General features: G+C 70.6%; 15 protein-coding genes and 1 tRNA gene. 12 read left to right on the top strand and 4 right to left on the bottom strand.

The window, feature by feature from the left end; translation table 11 throughout:
• Positions 1–42 precede the first annotated feature (42 nt).
• Positions 43–115 (top strand) — tRNA-Arg (locus tag J7E89_RS22310).
• An 813-nt stretch (positions 116–928) separates the two neighbouring features.
• A complete protein-coding gene (locus J7E89_RS22305) occupies positions 929–1,777 on the top strand; it encodes an endonuclease I family protein (RefSeq protein WP_214976142.1) in 849 nt (282 codons plus the stop codon).
• Between the two features lie 21 nt (positions 1,778–1,798).
• On the opposite strand, the gene J7E89_RS22300 is transcribed toward J7E89_RS22305, so the two are convergent.
• Complete coding sequence (locus J7E89_RS22300) at positions 1,799–1,984, bottom strand: hypothetical protein (protein WP_214976141.1); 186 nt, start codon at positions 1,982–1,984, stop codon at positions 1,799–1,801.
• Positions 1,985–2,132: 148 nt separating this feature from the next.
• Here J7E89_RS22300 and J7E89_RS22295 point away from each other — a divergent pair, with 148 nt between their 5' ends.
• Entirely contained in the window at positions 2,133–2,909 is a 777-nt protein-coding gene (locus J7E89_RS22295; protein WP_214976140.1) for a DUF5707 domain-containing protein, read from the top strand.
• A gap of 28 nt (positions 2,910–2,937) precedes the next feature.
• Here J7E89_RS22295 and J7E89_RS22290 read toward each other — a convergent pair whose 3' ends face one another.
• A complete protein-coding gene (locus J7E89_RS22290; protein WP_214976139.1) occupies positions 2,938–3,231 on the bottom strand; it encodes a hypothetical protein in 294 nt (97 codons plus the stop codon).
• A 193-nt stretch (positions 3,232–3,424) separates the two neighbouring features.
• Between J7E89_RS22290 and J7E89_RS22285 the strand changes: the two genes are divergently transcribed.
• From J7E89_RS22285 to J7E89_RS22270, 4 genes are all read left to right on the top strand, one after another.
• Positions 3,425–3,814, top strand: a complete 390-nt coding sequence (locus J7E89_RS22285; RefSeq protein WP_214976138.1) for a hypothetical protein — start codon at positions 3,425–3,427, stop codon at positions 3,812–3,814.
• Between the two features lie 42 nt (positions 3,815–3,856).
• Positions 3,857–4,156 carry a caspase family protein gene (locus J7E89_RS22280; protein ID WP_214976137.1) on the top strand — a complete coding sequence of 100 codons (300 nt, stop codon included), beginning with the start codon at positions 3,857–3,859 and terminating at the stop codon, positions 4,154–4,156.
• 94 nt (positions 4,157–4,250) lie between these two features.
• Positions 4,251–5,408 carry a hypothetical protein gene (locus J7E89_RS22275; protein WP_214976136.1) on the top strand — a complete coding sequence of 386 codons (1,158 nt, stop codon included), beginning with the start codon at positions 4,251–4,253 and terminating at the stop codon, positions 5,406–5,408.
• Positions 5,311–5,763, top strand: a complete 453-nt coding sequence (locus tag J7E89_RS22270) for a VOC family protein (protein WP_214976135.1) — start codon at positions 5,311–5,313, stop codon at positions 5,761–5,763. The genes J7E89_RS22275 and J7E89_RS22270 overlap by 98 nt, the downstream gene beginning before the upstream one ends.
• Positions 5,764–5,778: 15 nt before the next feature.
• On the opposite strand, the gene J7E89_RS22265 is transcribed toward J7E89_RS22270, so the two are convergent.
• Both J7E89_RS22265 and J7E89_RS22260 read right to left on the bottom strand, forming a co-directional pair.
• The gene (locus tag J7E89_RS22265; protein WP_308315564.1) at positions 5,779–6,840 is read right to left on the bottom strand and encodes an adhesin; all 1,062 of its coding nucleotides are present in this window, start codon (positions 6,838–6,840) and stop codon (positions 5,779–5,781) included.
• A gap of 63 nt (positions 6,841–6,903) precedes the next feature.
• Positions 6,904–7,260, bottom strand: a complete 357-nt coding sequence (locus J7E89_RS22260; RefSeq protein WP_308315563.1) for a trypco2 family protein — start codon at positions 7,258–7,260, stop codon at positions 6,904–6,906.
• Between the two features lie 57 nt (positions 7,261–7,317).
• Here J7E89_RS22260 and J7E89_RS41865 point away from each other — a divergent pair, with 57 nt between their 5' ends.
• From J7E89_RS41865 to J7E89_RS22235, 5 genes are read left to right on the top strand one after another with little or no spacing between them, the layout of a single operon-like run.
• Entirely contained in the window at positions 7,318–9,075 is a 1,758-nt protein-coding gene (locus tag J7E89_RS41865; protein ID WP_214976134.1) for a serine protease, read from the top strand.
• Positions 9,072–11,483: a serine/threonine protein kinase gene (locus tag J7E89_RS22250; RefSeq protein WP_214976133.1), complete on the top strand. Its 2,412-nt coding sequence runs from the start codon at positions 9,072–9,074 to the stop codon at positions 11,481–11,483. Before J7E89_RS41865 ends, J7E89_RS22250 begins: the two co-directional genes overlap by 4 nt.
• A complete protein-coding gene (locus J7E89_RS22245) occupies positions 11,402–12,883 on the top strand; it encodes a vWA domain-containing protein (protein WP_214976132.1) in 1,482 nt (493 codons plus the stop codon). The genes J7E89_RS22250 and J7E89_RS22245 overlap by 82 nt, the downstream gene beginning before the upstream one ends.
• Positions 12,880–13,926, top strand: a complete 1,047-nt coding sequence (locus J7E89_RS22240; protein WP_214976131.1) for a hypothetical protein — start codon at positions 12,880–12,882, stop codon at positions 13,924–13,926. Before J7E89_RS22245 ends, J7E89_RS22240 begins: the two co-directional genes overlap by 4 nt.
• Positions 13,923–15,188, top strand: coding sequence for an extracellular solute-binding protein (locus J7E89_RS22235; protein ID WP_214976130.1), 1,266 nt, complete (start codon positions 13,923–13,925; stop codon positions 15,186–15,188). The genes J7E89_RS22240 and J7E89_RS22235 overlap by 4 nt, the downstream gene beginning before the upstream one ends.
• The last annotated feature ends 18 nt before the right edge of the window (positions 15,189–15,206 follow it).

Below are 15,206 nucleotides of genomic sequence, written 5' to 3'. Positions count from 1 at the left end.
AATCCCACACCGGGGTTTTCAGCAGGTTCGCCCGCAAGCCCCGCCTCCGTAGCTCAGGGGATAGAGCACCGCTCTCCTAAAGCGGGTGTCGCAGGTTCGAATCCTGCCGGGGGCACAGAACAAAGGGCCAGTCCAGGAGGGGTTTCCTCCCAGGCTGGCCCTTCGTCGTGTTCGAGGCCGTGCCACACGCGTGCCACTAATGCCACGCGGATGCCACATCCTCCAGGCGGGCCCCTCTCCCCCGCCCTCCCGGATCATGGCACCGAGCCGGTCGGCGATGGCTCGGTCACGGCCGCTGGTCATGTGCTGGTATATCAGCGCTGCGTGGAAGCTGCTGTGTCCCATCCGCGTCATCAGCTCTCGCGTACCGGCGAGCTCTCGCGTGCCGGCGCCAGCCGTGGAGGCCAAGGTGTTGCCCGCGTGCCGCAGGTCGTGAAAGTGCAGCTCGGCCGTGACACCAGCAGCGAAGGACTCGCTCTTTTCAACCCACGCCACCGCATTCCAGTTCGGCTCCACCGGGCCCGCGCCGAGCACCACGTTCGCCCTGTACCGCCACGCGTAGTCGGCCAGCCTGCGGGCCCAGCCCTGCGGCTCGGTCTGCTCCGACTCGGTCTCTTCCGAGTCTGTCTGCTTTCGCTCTGTCTGCCCCACCTCTGACGCGAGGCGCCTCCCGTTCGTCCTGCTCTACCGGAAGGGCACCAACGCGCGTGGCGTGGGATTTCATCCCGCCGCAACGAATACCGGGGGAGGTCCGGTCTCTGGCCGGGACCACCCGGATCGACACGTCCATGACAAAGACACAAGATCGACCCACCCTGTTCACACTCCAGCACCCCAGGCCCTGCCATTCCCCCCTTGCCGCAAGTGTCAACCCGCGTAGATCGCAAGCCCGTTCCCCCGTGTCCCCACCCCGGGAAAGGACTCCCCCATGCCTTCGTCCCCCCGCAGCCGCTCCCCGCGCCGCTGGAAGCTACCCGCTCTGGCGACCGCCGCGCTCCTCGCCGCCGTCACCGTGCCGGCCGCCGCGGCGGACACCGCCACGAGCACCGCCACGGATACGACCACCACCGCCGGCGCCACCACCGTCACCGCGTACGACGACACGTACTACGCGGACGCGATCGGCAAGTCCGGTTCGGCCCTCAAGGGCGCGCTGAACACGATCATCAGCAACCAGACCAAGATCTCGTACTCGGCGGTCTGGACCGCGCTCATGAAGACCGACCAGGACCCCGCCAACAGCAGCAACGTGATCCTGCTCTACAGCGGCACGTCCCGCAGCAAGTCCCTCAACGGCGGCGACGTCGGTGACTGGAACCGGGAGCACGTGTGGGCGCAGTCCCACGGCAGTTTCGGCACGTCCACCGGCCCCGGCACTGACCTCCACCACCTGCGCCCCGCCGACGTACAGGTCAACAGCACCCGCGGCAACAAGGACTTCGACCTGGGCGGCAGCGCGGTCAGCGGGGCGCCGGGCAGCTACACCGACTCCAACTCCTTCGAGCCCCGCGACGCCCACAAGGGCGACGTGGCGCGCATGATCCTCTACATGGCGGTGCGCTACGAGGGCACCGACGGCTGGCCCGACCTGGAGGCCAACGACGCCATCAACGGGAGCGTCCCGTACCACGGCCGGCTCTCCGTCCTGAAGCAGTGGAACGACGCCGACCCGCCGGACGCCTTCGAGCGCAACCGCAACGAGGTCATATACAGCACCTACCAGTACAACCGGAACCCGTTCATCGACCACCCGGAGTGGGTCGAGGCGATCTGGTAGGGCTCTGGCGAGGTACGTCGGCTACTGCCGCCCGATGACGGGCGGCAGTAGCCGGACACCTGGGGTCAGGGGGAGGGTGGCAGTGCCGTGCCGGGCGTCGTGCAGCCGAACGCGAGGGTCGGCGGACTGGCCGAAGCGAGTGAAGGAGCGGTACAGGTTGCGCGGCTCACCGAGGACGAGCAGGGCCGCCGCCCGGCCCGGCCGCATCTCGACGCCGTCCTGATCTCACGCCGACCGAGTAGTCGCTGCGTCCGCCCGGCGTTGTGGAGAGGCGTTCGGCTGTTTACAGTTGGGCGCTCATTCGCCCGCCGTGTCGTGCATCCGGCGGGTGCGTCTTCATACTCCGGGGAGATTCATGCGCAAGCGCGCAATCTTCGCTGCACTCACCGCTGCCGCCGCACTGGGCGCGTTCACCGTCCCTGCGGCGTACGCGGACGAGACCGTCGGCGACATCCAGATCACCGGCGTCGCCGTCAACGGCGGTAAGAACATAGTCGTCGGCACCGCCGACACGACGGTCACCGCTTCGGTGACCGCTACCGACCCGTCGGGCATCTGGGACGCCGATTTCCACCTGTGGCGCGGCACCGATCCCAACAACCCCGACAGCTACATCACGCCTGACCAGGACACCACCTCCGCGGACTGCGTCGCCGCCGGCTCGACCACCTCCACCTGCTCCAAGACGTTCACCTTCGAACCGGACTGGTGGCTCACCAACGCCGACGCCGGGACGTGGAAGGTCGGCGTCGATGTGTGGGCCGAGGACGACAGCCGGACCCACCGGGACGCCTATACGACCACCCGCCTCCAGCGGCTCTCCAAGCTGACCGCCAACGCGGGTCCGGAGCCGGTGGGCGCCGGGAAGACTCTTACCGTGACCGGCAAGCTCACGCGGGCCAACTGGGACACCGGTGCGTACGCGGGCTACACCGCCCAGCCGGTCAAGCTTCAGTTCCGCAAGGCGGGCACCAGCACGTACACGACCGTCAAGACGGTGAACACCTCCAGCACCGGTGACCTGACAACCACCGTCACCGCGTCAGCGGACGGCTACTGGCGCTGGAGCTTCGCCGGGACCACGACCACCCCGGCCGTCTCCGCCGCCGGTGACTACGTCGACGTGCAGTAGGAAAAGCCCCCCGTCCCATCGCCAGTAGTCATCCCGTCGGCAGGAACCCGGTCAGCCGCCCCCACGCGGCCAAGCCGGTGATCACGAGCGGGACGTACCACCACGGCCGTAGCCCTCCTCGCGTGACTGCGAGGAGGGCCACGGGCAGCGTGAGCAGGGTGATCGTGAGGCCGTAGCCCTGCGCGGCTTCGCTCGCGGTGTCGGCTGCCACATAGGCGTTACCGGTGGACTGCAGGCTGGTGGACAGCGCGGACAACAGTGCCACCATGTCCGCGTACTGGTCCTGCGCGAACCGCGCGAAGTCTTGGACGACCTTGGCCACTTGAGGAAGGGGCGAACGTCCGTCAATGGATTCGGCTCCCGCCGAGAATCCTCCGGTCCCCGTACTCATCGCTCTCCGAAGTCGACATCGATCTTCGTCGCGCAGTGGCCATCAGATACGCCAAGTTACATGTGCGCCCGGGAGGTTGCTCCTAGGATGACCGTTCCGGAACACAGACACCCGCAGGGGGACCATGTTCGACAACGGTCAGGCGAGCACTGGTGCAGCGACCGAGACCCTCTTGGAGACGTTGTCGTTCCTTGTCTCGATCGACGACGCGGAGTCGACCGGGGCCGGGGCCAAGGACTCGACGGGCGACAAAGGGATCTTCGGTCGCCGGGCCGGGGAGGCTGACAACGGCTCCGTACGGGACATCCCCGTCGCGGTGCTCCGGGACAACCTTCAGCGTGCGGTCAACGGGCTGCAGCAGGTGATCGGCACCATCGTCGTGCCCGAGGGCGGCATGGCGCTGCGTCAGGCGCAGGTTTCCTTCGAGGTGACGGCGAGCGGCGGCATCACACTGATCGGCACATCGGCCCAGATGGCAGCCAAAGGCGCAATCACCCTGACCTTTGGCGAGTAGGCGAGTAGGTAACCAGGCAAGCAGACGCCACGGGAGCCTGCCATGAGTGAGTCGTCGTTCCGCGCCCTGCTGATCGGTGTGCCGTCCTACCGGGACGAAAGCATCAAGGATCTGCCGTTCATCCAGAACGACCTGTCCGAGCTGGCCGAGGCACTGAACAGGAACGGGTACGTGGTCGATGTCCACGACGTGGACCAGACCGGCCGCGACGAGATCGAGTCGGCTGTTGAGATCTTCTTCCAGGAGGCGCTGCCGGAACAAACGCTCCTGCTCTTCGGAGCAGTTCTTCTCCGGCCATTCCCGGCTGGTACGCAGGGCCGCGCGTGCCGCCGGCACCGGTGACGCGGCCGGGGCCGCGGGGATCGCGTGGTGGCTGTTTCACCGCTGGCTCGTCCGACAGCAGCCGCGCGACACCTGCGAACCGTGCGACACCGTGATGGCGGGGCTGACGGCACCGGTGGCGGGGTTCCAAGCAACCGCTCCCTCGGCGAACGCCGGCAAACTCGTCACCGAGGTGTTCGAGCACGGGAACCTGCTCGCCCTGCTGCATGTCCTGCAATCCTCACCGGATCTCGGTGCCGGCCGCCCGGTGCGGCAGCTCGCCGGTTCCTCGGAGTACGAACAGGATGTCCGGGACCAGCTCGTAGTGGCGTTGCTGACGGTCGCGCACCGGCTGGCGATCGATCCCACGATGATGGGAGACGTGGTCGTCGATCACGTCGGCATCAGCTACTCGGTGGACCTCGAAGGCCTTCACGAGACCCTCGAGAAGGCGCGGTGGGACCCGCGTGGCCGCACCCGCGTGCTGCACGCCATCTGCGGCCATCCCGCCATCGGGCTTGCTCTGCAGCAGCAGGCCGCCGCGCTGGACACGGCGCTCGGCACCATCGACGTACTCCCCGAGACCGAACCACAGCTGAAACCGCTCGAAGACCTCCCGGCACACGCCACCGCCGACCAGGTCCGCGCGGCCCTCACCCCTGAGGGCAAGCGGGTGTACGAGTCGACCGATCTGCGCTTCCGCCTGGCAGACGACCGCATCCAAGAGCTGCTGATGGGCAAGGAGCTGTACGGCGACCCGGCACTGGCGATCCGGGAGCTGTATCAGAACGCACTGGACGCGTGCCGCTACCGGGGCGCCCGCACGAAATACCTCCGCACCAAACACAAGTACCCCGGATACACCGTCGGCTGGGCCGGTGAAATCTCTTTCGTGCAGGGTCAGGAGAACGGCCGGGCCTACATCGAGTGTGTGGACAACGGCATCGGCATGGGAGAGCGGGAGCTCCGTGAAGTCTTCTCCCACGCGGGCATGCGGTTCGCGGATCTTCCCGAGTACGTCGAGGAACTGGCGGCTTGGCGGGCACAGGGAATCGATGTCTACCCGAACAGTCGTTTCGGCATCGGCGTACTGAGCTATTTCACTGACTTCAACCGGGTGCACATCGAGTGCGTCGCGGAGTGTGTCGCCTCTCCTCGCGGGATAGCTTCGGGCCATGGAACAGCGCATCAGCCTGATCACCCTCGGGGTCGCCGACGTGAAGCGCGCCCGGGCGTTCTACGAGCGTCTGGGCTGGCACGGGCAGGAGGTTGAGGAGACCGTCTTCTTCCAGGCGGGGGGCCTTGCCGTGGTCCTCTGGGGGCGTGACAAGCTCGCCCTCGACTGCGGGATCGAGGACTCCCGGGCGGGCGGCTTCGGCGGTATCGCCCTCGCGCACAACGTGCGGAGCCCCGCAGAGGTCGACGAACTCGTCGCCACGGCGGAGCGGGCGGGAGCGACCGTCACCAAGCCTGCCGCCACGACCTTCTACGGCGGATACGCCGGCGTCTTCACCGACCCCGACGGCCACGCCTGGGAGATCGCGCACAATCCGGGATTCCGTCTCGCCGAAGACGGTTCGCTCTCCCTCCCCGACTTCGGGAGCCTCAGCGCCGGTGGAACGGTGTGAGGCGGCCACTGGCTCTTACGTGCGGCAGGTGATCTTCATCTGGGCCGCCGCGTGGTGTGCGCCGACCAGGTCCTCGTCGCCCCAGTCGCGGCCCCGGTCGATCAGTTGGACCGCGAACCGGTCTCCCTTCACCTCGTAGCTGCCGACGGACACCAGGCTGCCCCGGTGGGCGGTCTGGCGGACGGCGAAGGCCGCGTACGACGAGTCCTCGTCCTCGGGGTCGGCCAGCAGGCGGTAGAAGGTGGGGTTGCCCGCGACGTCCAGGTCGCGGTGGCTCTTCGGTACGTACACCGCCAGCGCGCACTCGTCGAAGCCGTCGCCGACCTGCCAGGACCAGGTCGTGGTGTTGCCACGGTCCTTGTCGGGGGCACCCGACATGGGCACGGCGGTGAAGCTGCCGTCGCAGGAACCGCCTTCGTAGCCGCCGGACTCGACCGTGTACCAGCCCGCGTCGCCGTTCTCGAAGCGGCCGGACTCGTCGTAGTGGCTGGAGCCGGAGGAGCAGCCGGGGCCCGCCCATGCCGTGTAGGAGGGGTGCCGGGCGGGTGGGGGCTTCTCGGGTGCCTTCGGCTTCTTCGCCGGGGGCCGGGACGTGGCGGCGGGGCTGCTCGGGTTCCCGCTCGCGGGTGCGCTGTCCGAAGGCGTGGCGGCAGCGTCGGGCGGCCCTGTCGGACCGATCCGGGTCGGTACTCCGCGGGACAGGTCGTCCGAGTTGCCCGCCGGGCCGCCCGCGCCACCCCCACCGCCGCTGTCGCCGTCCGTGTCGGACAGCAACGCGGCCGACGTGACGAGTACCGCCAGTACGACGACAACCGCAGTCGCCAGCAGCGCCTTTCGCGGGCGCGAGAGGGTGGAGATACGGCCCGCGACGGTCTCGCGGGCGACCCAGGCCCCGCTCGCCACCCGGCCGTCGCCCGCGCCCGGCCCACAGCCGGGGCAGACCATGCCCGGCAGCGCGCCCCTTCGTCCGCCACCGCACCGTTCGCACACCATGTGGACCTTCTCGCACCCGAGCTCGTGAATCGCCCCGAACAGCCGGCCAGTAGGCAGTAGGCAGTGGCCGGTGGCCAAGTGCACCCACTATGCATGAGCCCGGCCCCGCGAGACAGAGGATCCGCAGGTCCCACCAACTCGGTTCGCTCAGTCGTCCGCGAGTCCGTCGTCCGTTTCGCCGCCCACGTCGATCGGGCCGCCGCCGTCCCGGCCGCGCGGTTGCAGCTCCACCTGGATGCGGTGGGTCGTGTCGCTGGCCGTCGTCCTGCCCACGTCCGCCGTGACCACCCCAATCCGCAGGCCGCCCTTGCCACCGGTCTCGCGGCGGACCTGGACCGCGAATTCAAGGCTCACCCGCTCCACCCGGAAGCGCAGCCCACTCTCCCTGCCCCGGCGCTGAGCCTCCTCCAGTTCGGCCCGCACCTGGCTGATCACGTCCGCCAGTTCCGCACCCTGTGTCGCCTCGTCGGTGTAGTTGACGTTGTTCGCGTTCAACTTGCTCACATCCCCCCGCTGCAGCGAAGGCCCCATTGTCACCTGCTGCGACTACGCTGGTACAGCATGGGGGCGCCACATACTGAGACCAACTTCCGTACGGATCAAGAAACTTGGCGGGTACGGCTGCGCACCGCCGACCCGCGCGGCCAGGTGCTCGGAGCGGGCGTGCTGCTCGGTGACGGGCTCGTCCTGACCTGCGCACATGTCATCCGGATCGCCGGAACCGACGATCACCAGCCTGCCGTGACGGTCGAGTTCCCCGGCTCCGGAAGCGCCGATTCGTGCGCCCTGCGCGCCACCGTCGTACCGAAGCACTGGGTCCCACGCGCCGACGACCACACCGGCGATCTCGCACTCCTCCAGCTCGACGGGCCACCGCCGGTCGCCTCGCACGCCACGCTCCACCGGCTGCCGACCATCTGGAACCGCCGAGTCCACTTCGCCGGCTACCCCTCCCGCATCACCGGCGGCAAGTGGGCCGAAGCGCTCATCAAGGGCCCCGGCGGGCCCGGCGACGAGTGGGTGCAGATCGATCCGGTCACGGAGGCCGACACCCTCATGCGGCGCTTCAGCGGCGCCGGCGTCGTCGACAACCGCACCGGCCGCGTCATCGGGATCGTCGTCAGCAAGCTCGACTCCGAGCGCGAGGGTGCGCACTACCGGCACGGGTACATGATCCCGACCGGCACGATCGTCAAGCACCTCGACCTCGTGCGCGAGCGCTTCGTGAGCGGCCGGCCCCCGGTCCCGGCCACCCTCACCACCGGTCACGACGAACCCGACCCCGGCCCCGCGTCCGCCGGCCGCCCCGCATCCCCCCGCCCCGCTCCCGACCGCGGGTTCGCGCGCTGGCTCACCCGCTGGCTGGCGGCCGAGGACGACCTGGCCGACGTGGAGATCACCTTCGTACGGGACGAGGACCAGGACGCCGCCCTCGCCCTGCGCAGCACCCTCACCCTCGCCGACCGCGAACGCTCCCCCCGCACCTCCGTCGCCGCCTCCGCCCCCGACCGCTCCGGCACCTCCCCCCGCGCCGGCAGCCTCGACCTCGCCCTCGACGTCGGCGGCAAGACACCCGCGCAGATCGCCGAGGAGATCGCCGAAGGCATGGCACTCGACGGCCCCGGGCTGCTGCCCCTGCCCGCGCGCATCGCCGCCGAAGCCCTGCCGCTGACCACCGTGGCCCGCGGCGTGGACGAAGCCCTCCAGCCGCTGGAGACGGTCGAACTGCTGCACACGCTCGTACGGCGCGGCGGGCGGCTCCTGCTCGTCTTCCGCCAGCTCGACTCGCCCGCCCTGCACCGTACGTACGAACTTCTCCTCGATCCGGCCACGCGTCCCCAGCACTGGCTGGAGCGCATCGGCCGCCGCGTCGCAGCTCTCGCCCGTACGGAGGAACTCGCCCGGGAGTTACGCCGGCGGGCGGCGACCTGCGTCAGCCCGCTGCCGTCCGTCCCCCGGTACGCCCCGGACCTGGAGCTCAAGGCCGCGCGCCTCGAAGCCGATCCGCAGCAGGGCACGACCGGCTTCCTCGTCAAGCTGTCGTACGTCGAAAGGACCGTGGAGACAGCCCTGTTGGAGGCGGAGACCGCCCACCGGACACTGACCGGGCAGCTCGCCCGCCACCAGGACCTGCGCGGCCTCCTGGACGGTCACCAGGCCCGCCTCGCCGCCCACGGCATCACCGAGGCGGCGGCCTCCCTGCACCAGGAGGCGCAGCGGCTGCTGACCGGTGGGCCGTGCGAGCTGAGCGTGGCGGAGGCGGCGGTCGAGCGGTTCGTTACGGAGGCCCGCAGGGCGCTCGAAACGGGGCAGCGATGAATACGAGGGCGTGTCCGCACCCCGGCTGCACAGGGCAGGTCACCGAAACCGGCTTCTGCGATCTCACCGGCCTGCCCGTGGACGACGACGCAAAGAAGGTGGAGACGGGAGCGGCGGCGAAGACGGCGGCGCAGAAGACGCCCTCCGCCGCCCAGTTCGTCCTCTCCCCCGCCGGTGACCGCCTCATGGACCTGCCCCTCGTCGAAGTCCCCGACCCCGCCCTCCTCGTCGAGGCCGCCGAGGACCAGCCCACCTCCCACGTCATGCGCTGCGGCAATCCCGACTGCACTGAGCTCATCGGCGTCGTGACCTCCGAGGGACGCTGCAGCTGCGGTACGCCGTACGCGCTCCAGCCCCAGCTGTCCGGCGACGACGTACTCGCCGACCAGTACCAAGTCGTCGGCCCCATCGCACACGGCGGACTCGGCTGGGTATATCTCGCCGAGGACGCGCAGCTCTACAACCGGCCCGTAGCCCTCAAAGGCCTGCGCAACCCGCACAGTTCGCTGGCCCGCGAGGTCGCGCTGCGCGAGCGCCGCCACCTCACCGACCTCAACCACAAGGACATCATCCGCGTCATCAACTACGCGACGCACCGCCCCACCGGCACCGACTACATCGTGATGGAGTTCGCGGGCGGCATGGCGCTGCACCAGATCGCAGAGCGGATCGCGCGCGACGAGGAGCCGTTCGCCGGGCCGCGCGTGCACGAGTTCATCGTCAGTTACGGAATCCGGATCCTCGACGCGCTCGGCTATCTGCACACGCACGAGCGCAAGGTGTACGGCGACATGAAGCCGGCCAACGTCATGCACTGCGGCGACGGCATCAAGATCATCGATGTGGGCGGGGTACGGGAGTTCGGGGCTCCCGGGCCGTACACCGACGATTACCAGGGCCCCGAGGTCGAGCAGGACGGCCGGGCGTACCCCCAGTCCGACCTCTACAGCGTCGGCGTGACCCTGCGCGAGCTCGCCGACTCCGCCCACCACCCGGCCCCCGGCCTCGGCGCCGAGTCCCTGCACCGCGCCCTCGCCCGCGCCACCGACGAGGAGCCGCGCAAACGGTTCGCCACGGCTGCCGAGATGTCGCTCCAGCTGCGCGGCGTCATCCGCGAACTTCGCTCCTTACGGCTCGGTACGGAGACCTTCGAGCCCTCCCGCCTCTTCGAACCGGCGTCGGCCGCCCTGGACGGCGGTCTCGGCCAGGCCCCCGCCCTCGACCGCTGGGCGTACGGCACGCACCGCCTCCCCCTGATCGCCGCCCGGCCCTCCCCCGACGAGGTCGCGGCCGGCCTGCCCGTACCCAAGGCGGACCCCGACGACCCGCACGCGGCCTCCCTCGCCCGTATCTCGTACGACGCACCCGGTCTGCTGCAACTGCTCGCGGACTGGACGCCGTCCCCGGAACTGCACCTGCTGCGCTGCCGCCTGCATCTGGACCTGGCCCGCCGCGAATTCGCCCGCCGCAGCCATTGGCGCATTCACCACCACAAGCGGGCCCGCCACGAACTCGACCTCGCGACTCGCCTCGTCGGCGCCATGGCCCCGCACGACTGGCGCCTGCGCTGGCACACCGGGCTGCTGCACCTCGACCACGACCGCATAGCCGAGGCCCGCGAGGAGTTCGATCTCGTATACGACTCGCTCCCCGGCGAGTACGCCCCGAAGCTCGCCCTCGGCTACTGCCACGAACGGCTCGGCGAACCGGGCCGCGCCAGGGACTACTACGAGGCGGTGTGGCTCCGTAACCACTCCCTGGGCAGCGCGGCCTTCGGGCTCGCCCGCATCCATCTCGCCCGGGAAGAGCGGGAGAAGGCGCTGGACATCCTGGAACACGTACCCAAGGACTCACGGCACCGCACCGCCGCGCGGACCGCGATCGTACGCATCCTGGCGGGCCGGCGGCCCCCGGACGGCGCGCCGCCGCCCCTGGAGTCGATCGTCACCGCGCTCGCCCGGGTCACGCAGTTGCAGGAGGAAGAGGGACTGACGGACCGGCACGCGGTGCTGCGGCTGGAGACGCACATCAGGGAGGTCGTCCTGGACTGGGTCTGCGGGGCTCCCGGCGGTCCGGACGGCCCGGACGGCTCCGGCAGGGCGCGGCGGCTGGCGGAACTGCGTGAGCGCGTCCAGGACGAGGACCTCACCGAGAACAGGCTGCGCAGACGCCTGGAGGAGGCGTACCGGGGCCTCTCCCAGCAGGCCGGTGACGTGCGGGCGCACGCGCTGCTCGACCTGGCGAACGGGATTCGGCCACTGCGCTGGACACACAAGGAGCACACATGGCTCAGGACGGCACAGAAGATGCGGCAGATTCGAGAGACGTGGAAGACGCCGCCCTCGCAGGGGGCGCCGCCGCAGGGGACGCCCTCACCGGAGGCGCGGGAGCCGTCTTCCTCGAAGTGAGCCAGCAGCCGTACGTCTCGGTGGAGCGCGGGGCCGAGGGCGGGACGCGCATGTGCGCCGTGGTGACGGTGACGGTGGACCTGGCAGCGGCCCGGGAAGGGGCGGCGGCTCCGGCACCCCCCTCCCGGGCGGAGGTGCTGCTCCTCGACTGCTCCGCCTCCATGGGCTACCCGCGCGAGAAGCTGTGGGCCGCCCAGGACGCGGCGGCGGAAGCGGTACGCGCGCTGCCCGACGGCACGTACTTCGCGATCGTCGCCGGACGCCACATGGCGGAGCTGGTCTACCCCACGGGCTCCGGCCCGTCGGCGACGACTCTCGTACGCGCCGACGCCACCACCCGCAAGGAAGCCGAGGACGCCATCGCCCGCCTCGTACCGAGCGGCGGCACGGCCATCGGCAGCTGGCTGGCCCTCGCCCGCGAGCTGTTCGGGCCACGCCCCACCGCCGCCGTCCGGCACGCGCTGCTGCTCAGCGACGGACGTAACGAACACGAGCAGCGCGCCGCCCTCGCGGCCGAAGTCGCTTCCTGCCGGGGGTTGTTCACCTGCGACGCGCTGGGCATCGGCGAGGACTGGGACCCCGACGAGCTCCAGTTGGTCGCCGGCGGCCTCGACGGCAAGGCCGACGCCGTGCGCGACCTCGACGCGCTGCCCGGCGAGTTCCGCGCCGTCACCGCCGAGTCGGCCGGCCGCCACCTCACCGGCCTGCGCCTGCGCCTCACCCACCGCCCCGGCAGCGCCCCGCTGACCGTCCAGCAGGTCCACCCCACCCGCCGCGACCTGCTGGCGGACCGGGTGACGATCAGCGACCGGTGCCTGGAATTCCGTACGCCTCCATGGGGCGACGAGACCCGTGAGTACCTGGTGTGCGTCGCCGCTTCCCGTACGCCGCAGGAGCCCGTCGACCGGGCGCTGTGGCTGGCCGACCTGAAGGTGGTCCGGGAGGCGCAGGAACCACAGGGCGATGAGGGCAGCATCGCGCCGCAGTTACCGCCCGCGCGCCCTCTCCTGGTCCACTGGACGCGCCATCGCGACCTCTACAGCACGTACGACCCCAAGGTGGCGCACTACGCCCATCACGACGCCCTCGTCCGCGGCCTCGAAGAGGGCCGCGCCGCCCAGCGCGCCGGCGATCCGGTACGGGCCCGCGCGGCCTGGGGCGAGGCCGTGCGCCGCGCCCACGCGATGGGCAACGAGCCCATGCTGCAGCGCCTCGGCGACGTCGTACGGATCATCGACGCGGCGGCCGGGGAAGTGGAGATACGCCCGGACATCCGGCCGCTCGACATCAACTCGGCGATGGTGCTGCGCGCCCACAGCACGATGCTGCCGCCGCAGACAAAGCGCACGCGGCAGAAGCAGCAGAAGCCCCAGGAGCCGCAGGACCCCGAGTGCCGATGACGACGTACCTGCCACGCCGGTTCTGGCGTTCAGCCACCGGAGCCGACGGCGTCAGCACCGTCGGCTACCTGCGCCGCCAGCTCGCGTGGCTGCTCGCGCTGACCGCCGTCGGTGGCGCGGCGCTCTTCGGCGCGTACGACGAAGTCCACCGCGACTCCGTGTCGATCCGCGACCGCACCAGCCCCGCCGTCGTCGAACTCGCCAGGGCCAACACCTCCCTCCAGGAGGCCCACATCACCGCACGCGAGCACCTGGACTACCGGGCCCGCAACCACAAGTGGCCGGACATCCTGGCGCGCGGCGAGGAGTACCGGACCCAGGTCGCCGAGGCGAAAAGCAGCCTCGCCCGGGCCGCCGCCACGGGCGCCCTGAACCGCGAGGACCAGCAGACCCTGCGCATCGCGTCCGGGCTCGTCGACAGCTACGCCCTGCGCATTGACGGGGCGTGGACCCAGTCGAAGCAGCCGAAGCTGAGCCACGCCAACCTCTCGTACGCGGAGCGGATGATGTACGCCCGCAAGTCCGGCATCCTCGACCGGATCGCCGCGCTCCAGGCCCGGCAGAGCGCGGCGCTGGACCGCCAGGAGGACTGGGGAGCCGCGCCGCTGCTGGCGTGGCCGGTGGCAGTCACGGCGTGTGCGCTGCTCGGCGTACGGCTGGTGGGCACCCAGGTGTTCCTGCGGCAGCGCGTCCGGCTGCGGCTGAGCATTCCGCTGGCGGCGGTGACGCTGCTGCTGGCGGCCGTTCCGGTGCTCGCGTTCGGGACGTGGCAGGCACACGCGAGTCAGACGCTCGTACAGCACGCGGCCGACGGGCTGACACCGGCCGGCCCTTCCGGCAGACCGGTGGCGGCCACCGTCATCACCGACGCCGAGGCCGACATGGACGAGGCTTTACGGGAGGGGAACACCGAGGCGTGGTCCGGAGGCACGGTGTTCATTCCGCTCGGGACCGCGCTCATGGCGGGCGTCGTCCTGTGGACGCTCCAGTCGCTGCTCGTCGAGTACGCCGTGCCCCGGCGCCGCACGGGAGGCTACCGATGACCCGCTCCCTTCGCCCCCCGCGGGCCCTGCGACTGCTGCTCGCCCTCTGCCTCTTCGCCGGGCTCGCCCTGACCTCGGCGGCCTGCACCAAGGACCCACCCCCGACCGTGAGCGTGCTCGGTCCCTGGACCGGCGACGAGGCGGAGAGCTTCGAGACGGTGCTGGAGCAGTTCACGGGGAAGTACGGGATCGAGGTCGACTACCAGGGCACGACGTCATTGCGCGAGACGCTCCTCGCGCAGATGCAGGCCGGATCGCCGCCCGACATCGCCGTACTGAACAGCCTCGGGGAGCTCACCGAATACGCGCACAACCGGGTGCTCGTACCGCTTCCCGAGCAGGTCCGCGAGCGCTCCCCGGAGCCGTGGGCTCCCGAACTCACCATCGGGGGCCGCAAGAACACGTACTGGACGCCCATAAAAGTCGACCTCAAGAGCGTCGTCTGGCACTACCCGGGCCGCCCCGCCCAGCAGGGCAACTGGTGCATCGGCGTGGGCTCCGGCGCGACGACGGGATGGCCGGGCAGCGACTGGATCGAGGACATCCTGCTCCAGAAATCGGGCCCGGCGGTGTACGAACAGTGGGCGACCGGCGAACTGGCCTGGGGCAGCAAGGAAGTCCGCGACGCCTGGAAGACGTGGGGCCGGCTGATCGGACCGCGGGCCGACGCCGCTCTGCGCAACGACTTCGAGGGCAACGACGGCAAGGGGCTGCTGAAGCGGACCGGTGGCGGGTGCGGGCGCGAGCACCAGGGCAGTTTCGTCCGGCGGCTGTACGGCAAGGACGTCGCGTACGCCCCGACCACGGAGGCCGTCGCGGAGCTCGACAACAACCGGGGCGCGTACGAGGTGGCGGGTGACATGGCGGCGATGTTCAGGGACACGGAGGGCGCGCGGGCCCTCATCACCTTCCTCACCGGCGACGAAGCGCGGGCCACATGGGCGCGGGCGGTGCCGGAGAGCAACCGGCCGTTCTTCCCGGTGTCCGTCGGCTCGTACGGCGACGCCTGGGCGAACCGGGCGGTGAACGAGACGCTGACGGGGGCGGAGCGGCTGTGCGCGGACGCGTCGGACGTGATGCCGGCGGGGGTGCGGGGCGCGTTCTACCGGGCGGTGCTGGAGTTCCTGGCGGCGCCGCAGGACGCGGAGCTCCTGACGGGCCTGCTGCGGCAGCTGGACGACGAGACCGCCCGCCACCGCGAACTGGGCACGCCCCGGGTCCCGTCGGTGTGCGCGGCGCCACCGGGCGGGGGTCAGGAGTAGGGCGGACGCTTGCGGCGG

The organism is Streptomyces sp. ISL-100, assembly GCF_018614615.1.
In the GTDB taxonomy this organism is placed as follows: domain Bacteria; phylum Actinomycetota; class Actinomycetes; order Streptomycetales; family Streptomycetaceae; genus Streptomyces.
This window is presented reverse-complemented; position numbering and strand designations above follow the sequence as displayed.

Excerpts from the sequence above, each read along its gene's own strand:
- J7E89_RS22240 (WP_214976131.1), top strand. The coding sequence starts at position 12,880 with ATGACGACGTACCTGCCACGCCGGTTCTGGCGTTCAGCCACCGGAGCC.
- J7E89_RS22300 (WP_214976141.1), bottom strand. The coding sequence starts at position 1,984 with ATGCGGCCGGGCCGGGCGGCGGCCCTGCTCGTCCTCGGTGAGCCGCGC.
- J7E89_RS22295 (WP_214976140.1), top strand. The coding sequence starts at position 2,133 with ATGCGCAAGCGCGCAATCTTCGCTGCACTCACCGCTGCCGCCGCACTG.
- J7E89_RS22285 (WP_214976138.1), top strand. The coding sequence starts at position 3,425 with ATGTTCGACAACGGTCAGGCGAGCACTGGTGCAGCGACCGAGACCCTC.
- J7E89_RS22270 (WP_214976135.1), top strand. The coding sequence starts at position 5,311 with ATGGAACAGCGCATCAGCCTGATCACCCTCGGGGTCGCCGACGTGAAG.
- J7E89_RS22280 (WP_214976137.1), top strand. The coding sequence starts at position 3,857 with ATGAGTGAGTCGTCGTTCCGCGCCCTGCTGATCGGTGTGCCGTCCTAC.
- J7E89_RS22275 (WP_214976136.1), top strand. The coding sequence starts at position 4,251 with ATGGCGGGGCTGACGGCACCGGTGGCGGGGTTCCAAGCAACCGCTCCC.
- J7E89_RS22250 (WP_214976133.1), top strand. The coding sequence starts at position 9,072 with ATGAATACGAGGGCGTGTCCGCACCCCGGCTGCACAGGGCAGGTCACC.
- J7E89_RS41865 (WP_214976134.1), top strand. The coding sequence starts at position 7,318 with ATGGGGGCGCCACATACTGAGACCAACTTCCGTACGGATCAAGAAACT.
- J7E89_RS22235 (WP_214976130.1), top strand. The coding sequence starts at position 13,923 with ATGACCCGCTCCCTTCGCCCCCCGCGGGCCCTGCGACTGCTGCTCGCC.
- J7E89_RS22305 (WP_214976142.1), top strand. The coding sequence starts at position 929 with ATGCCTTCGTCCCCCCGCAGCCGCTCCCCGCGCCGCTGGAAGCTACCC.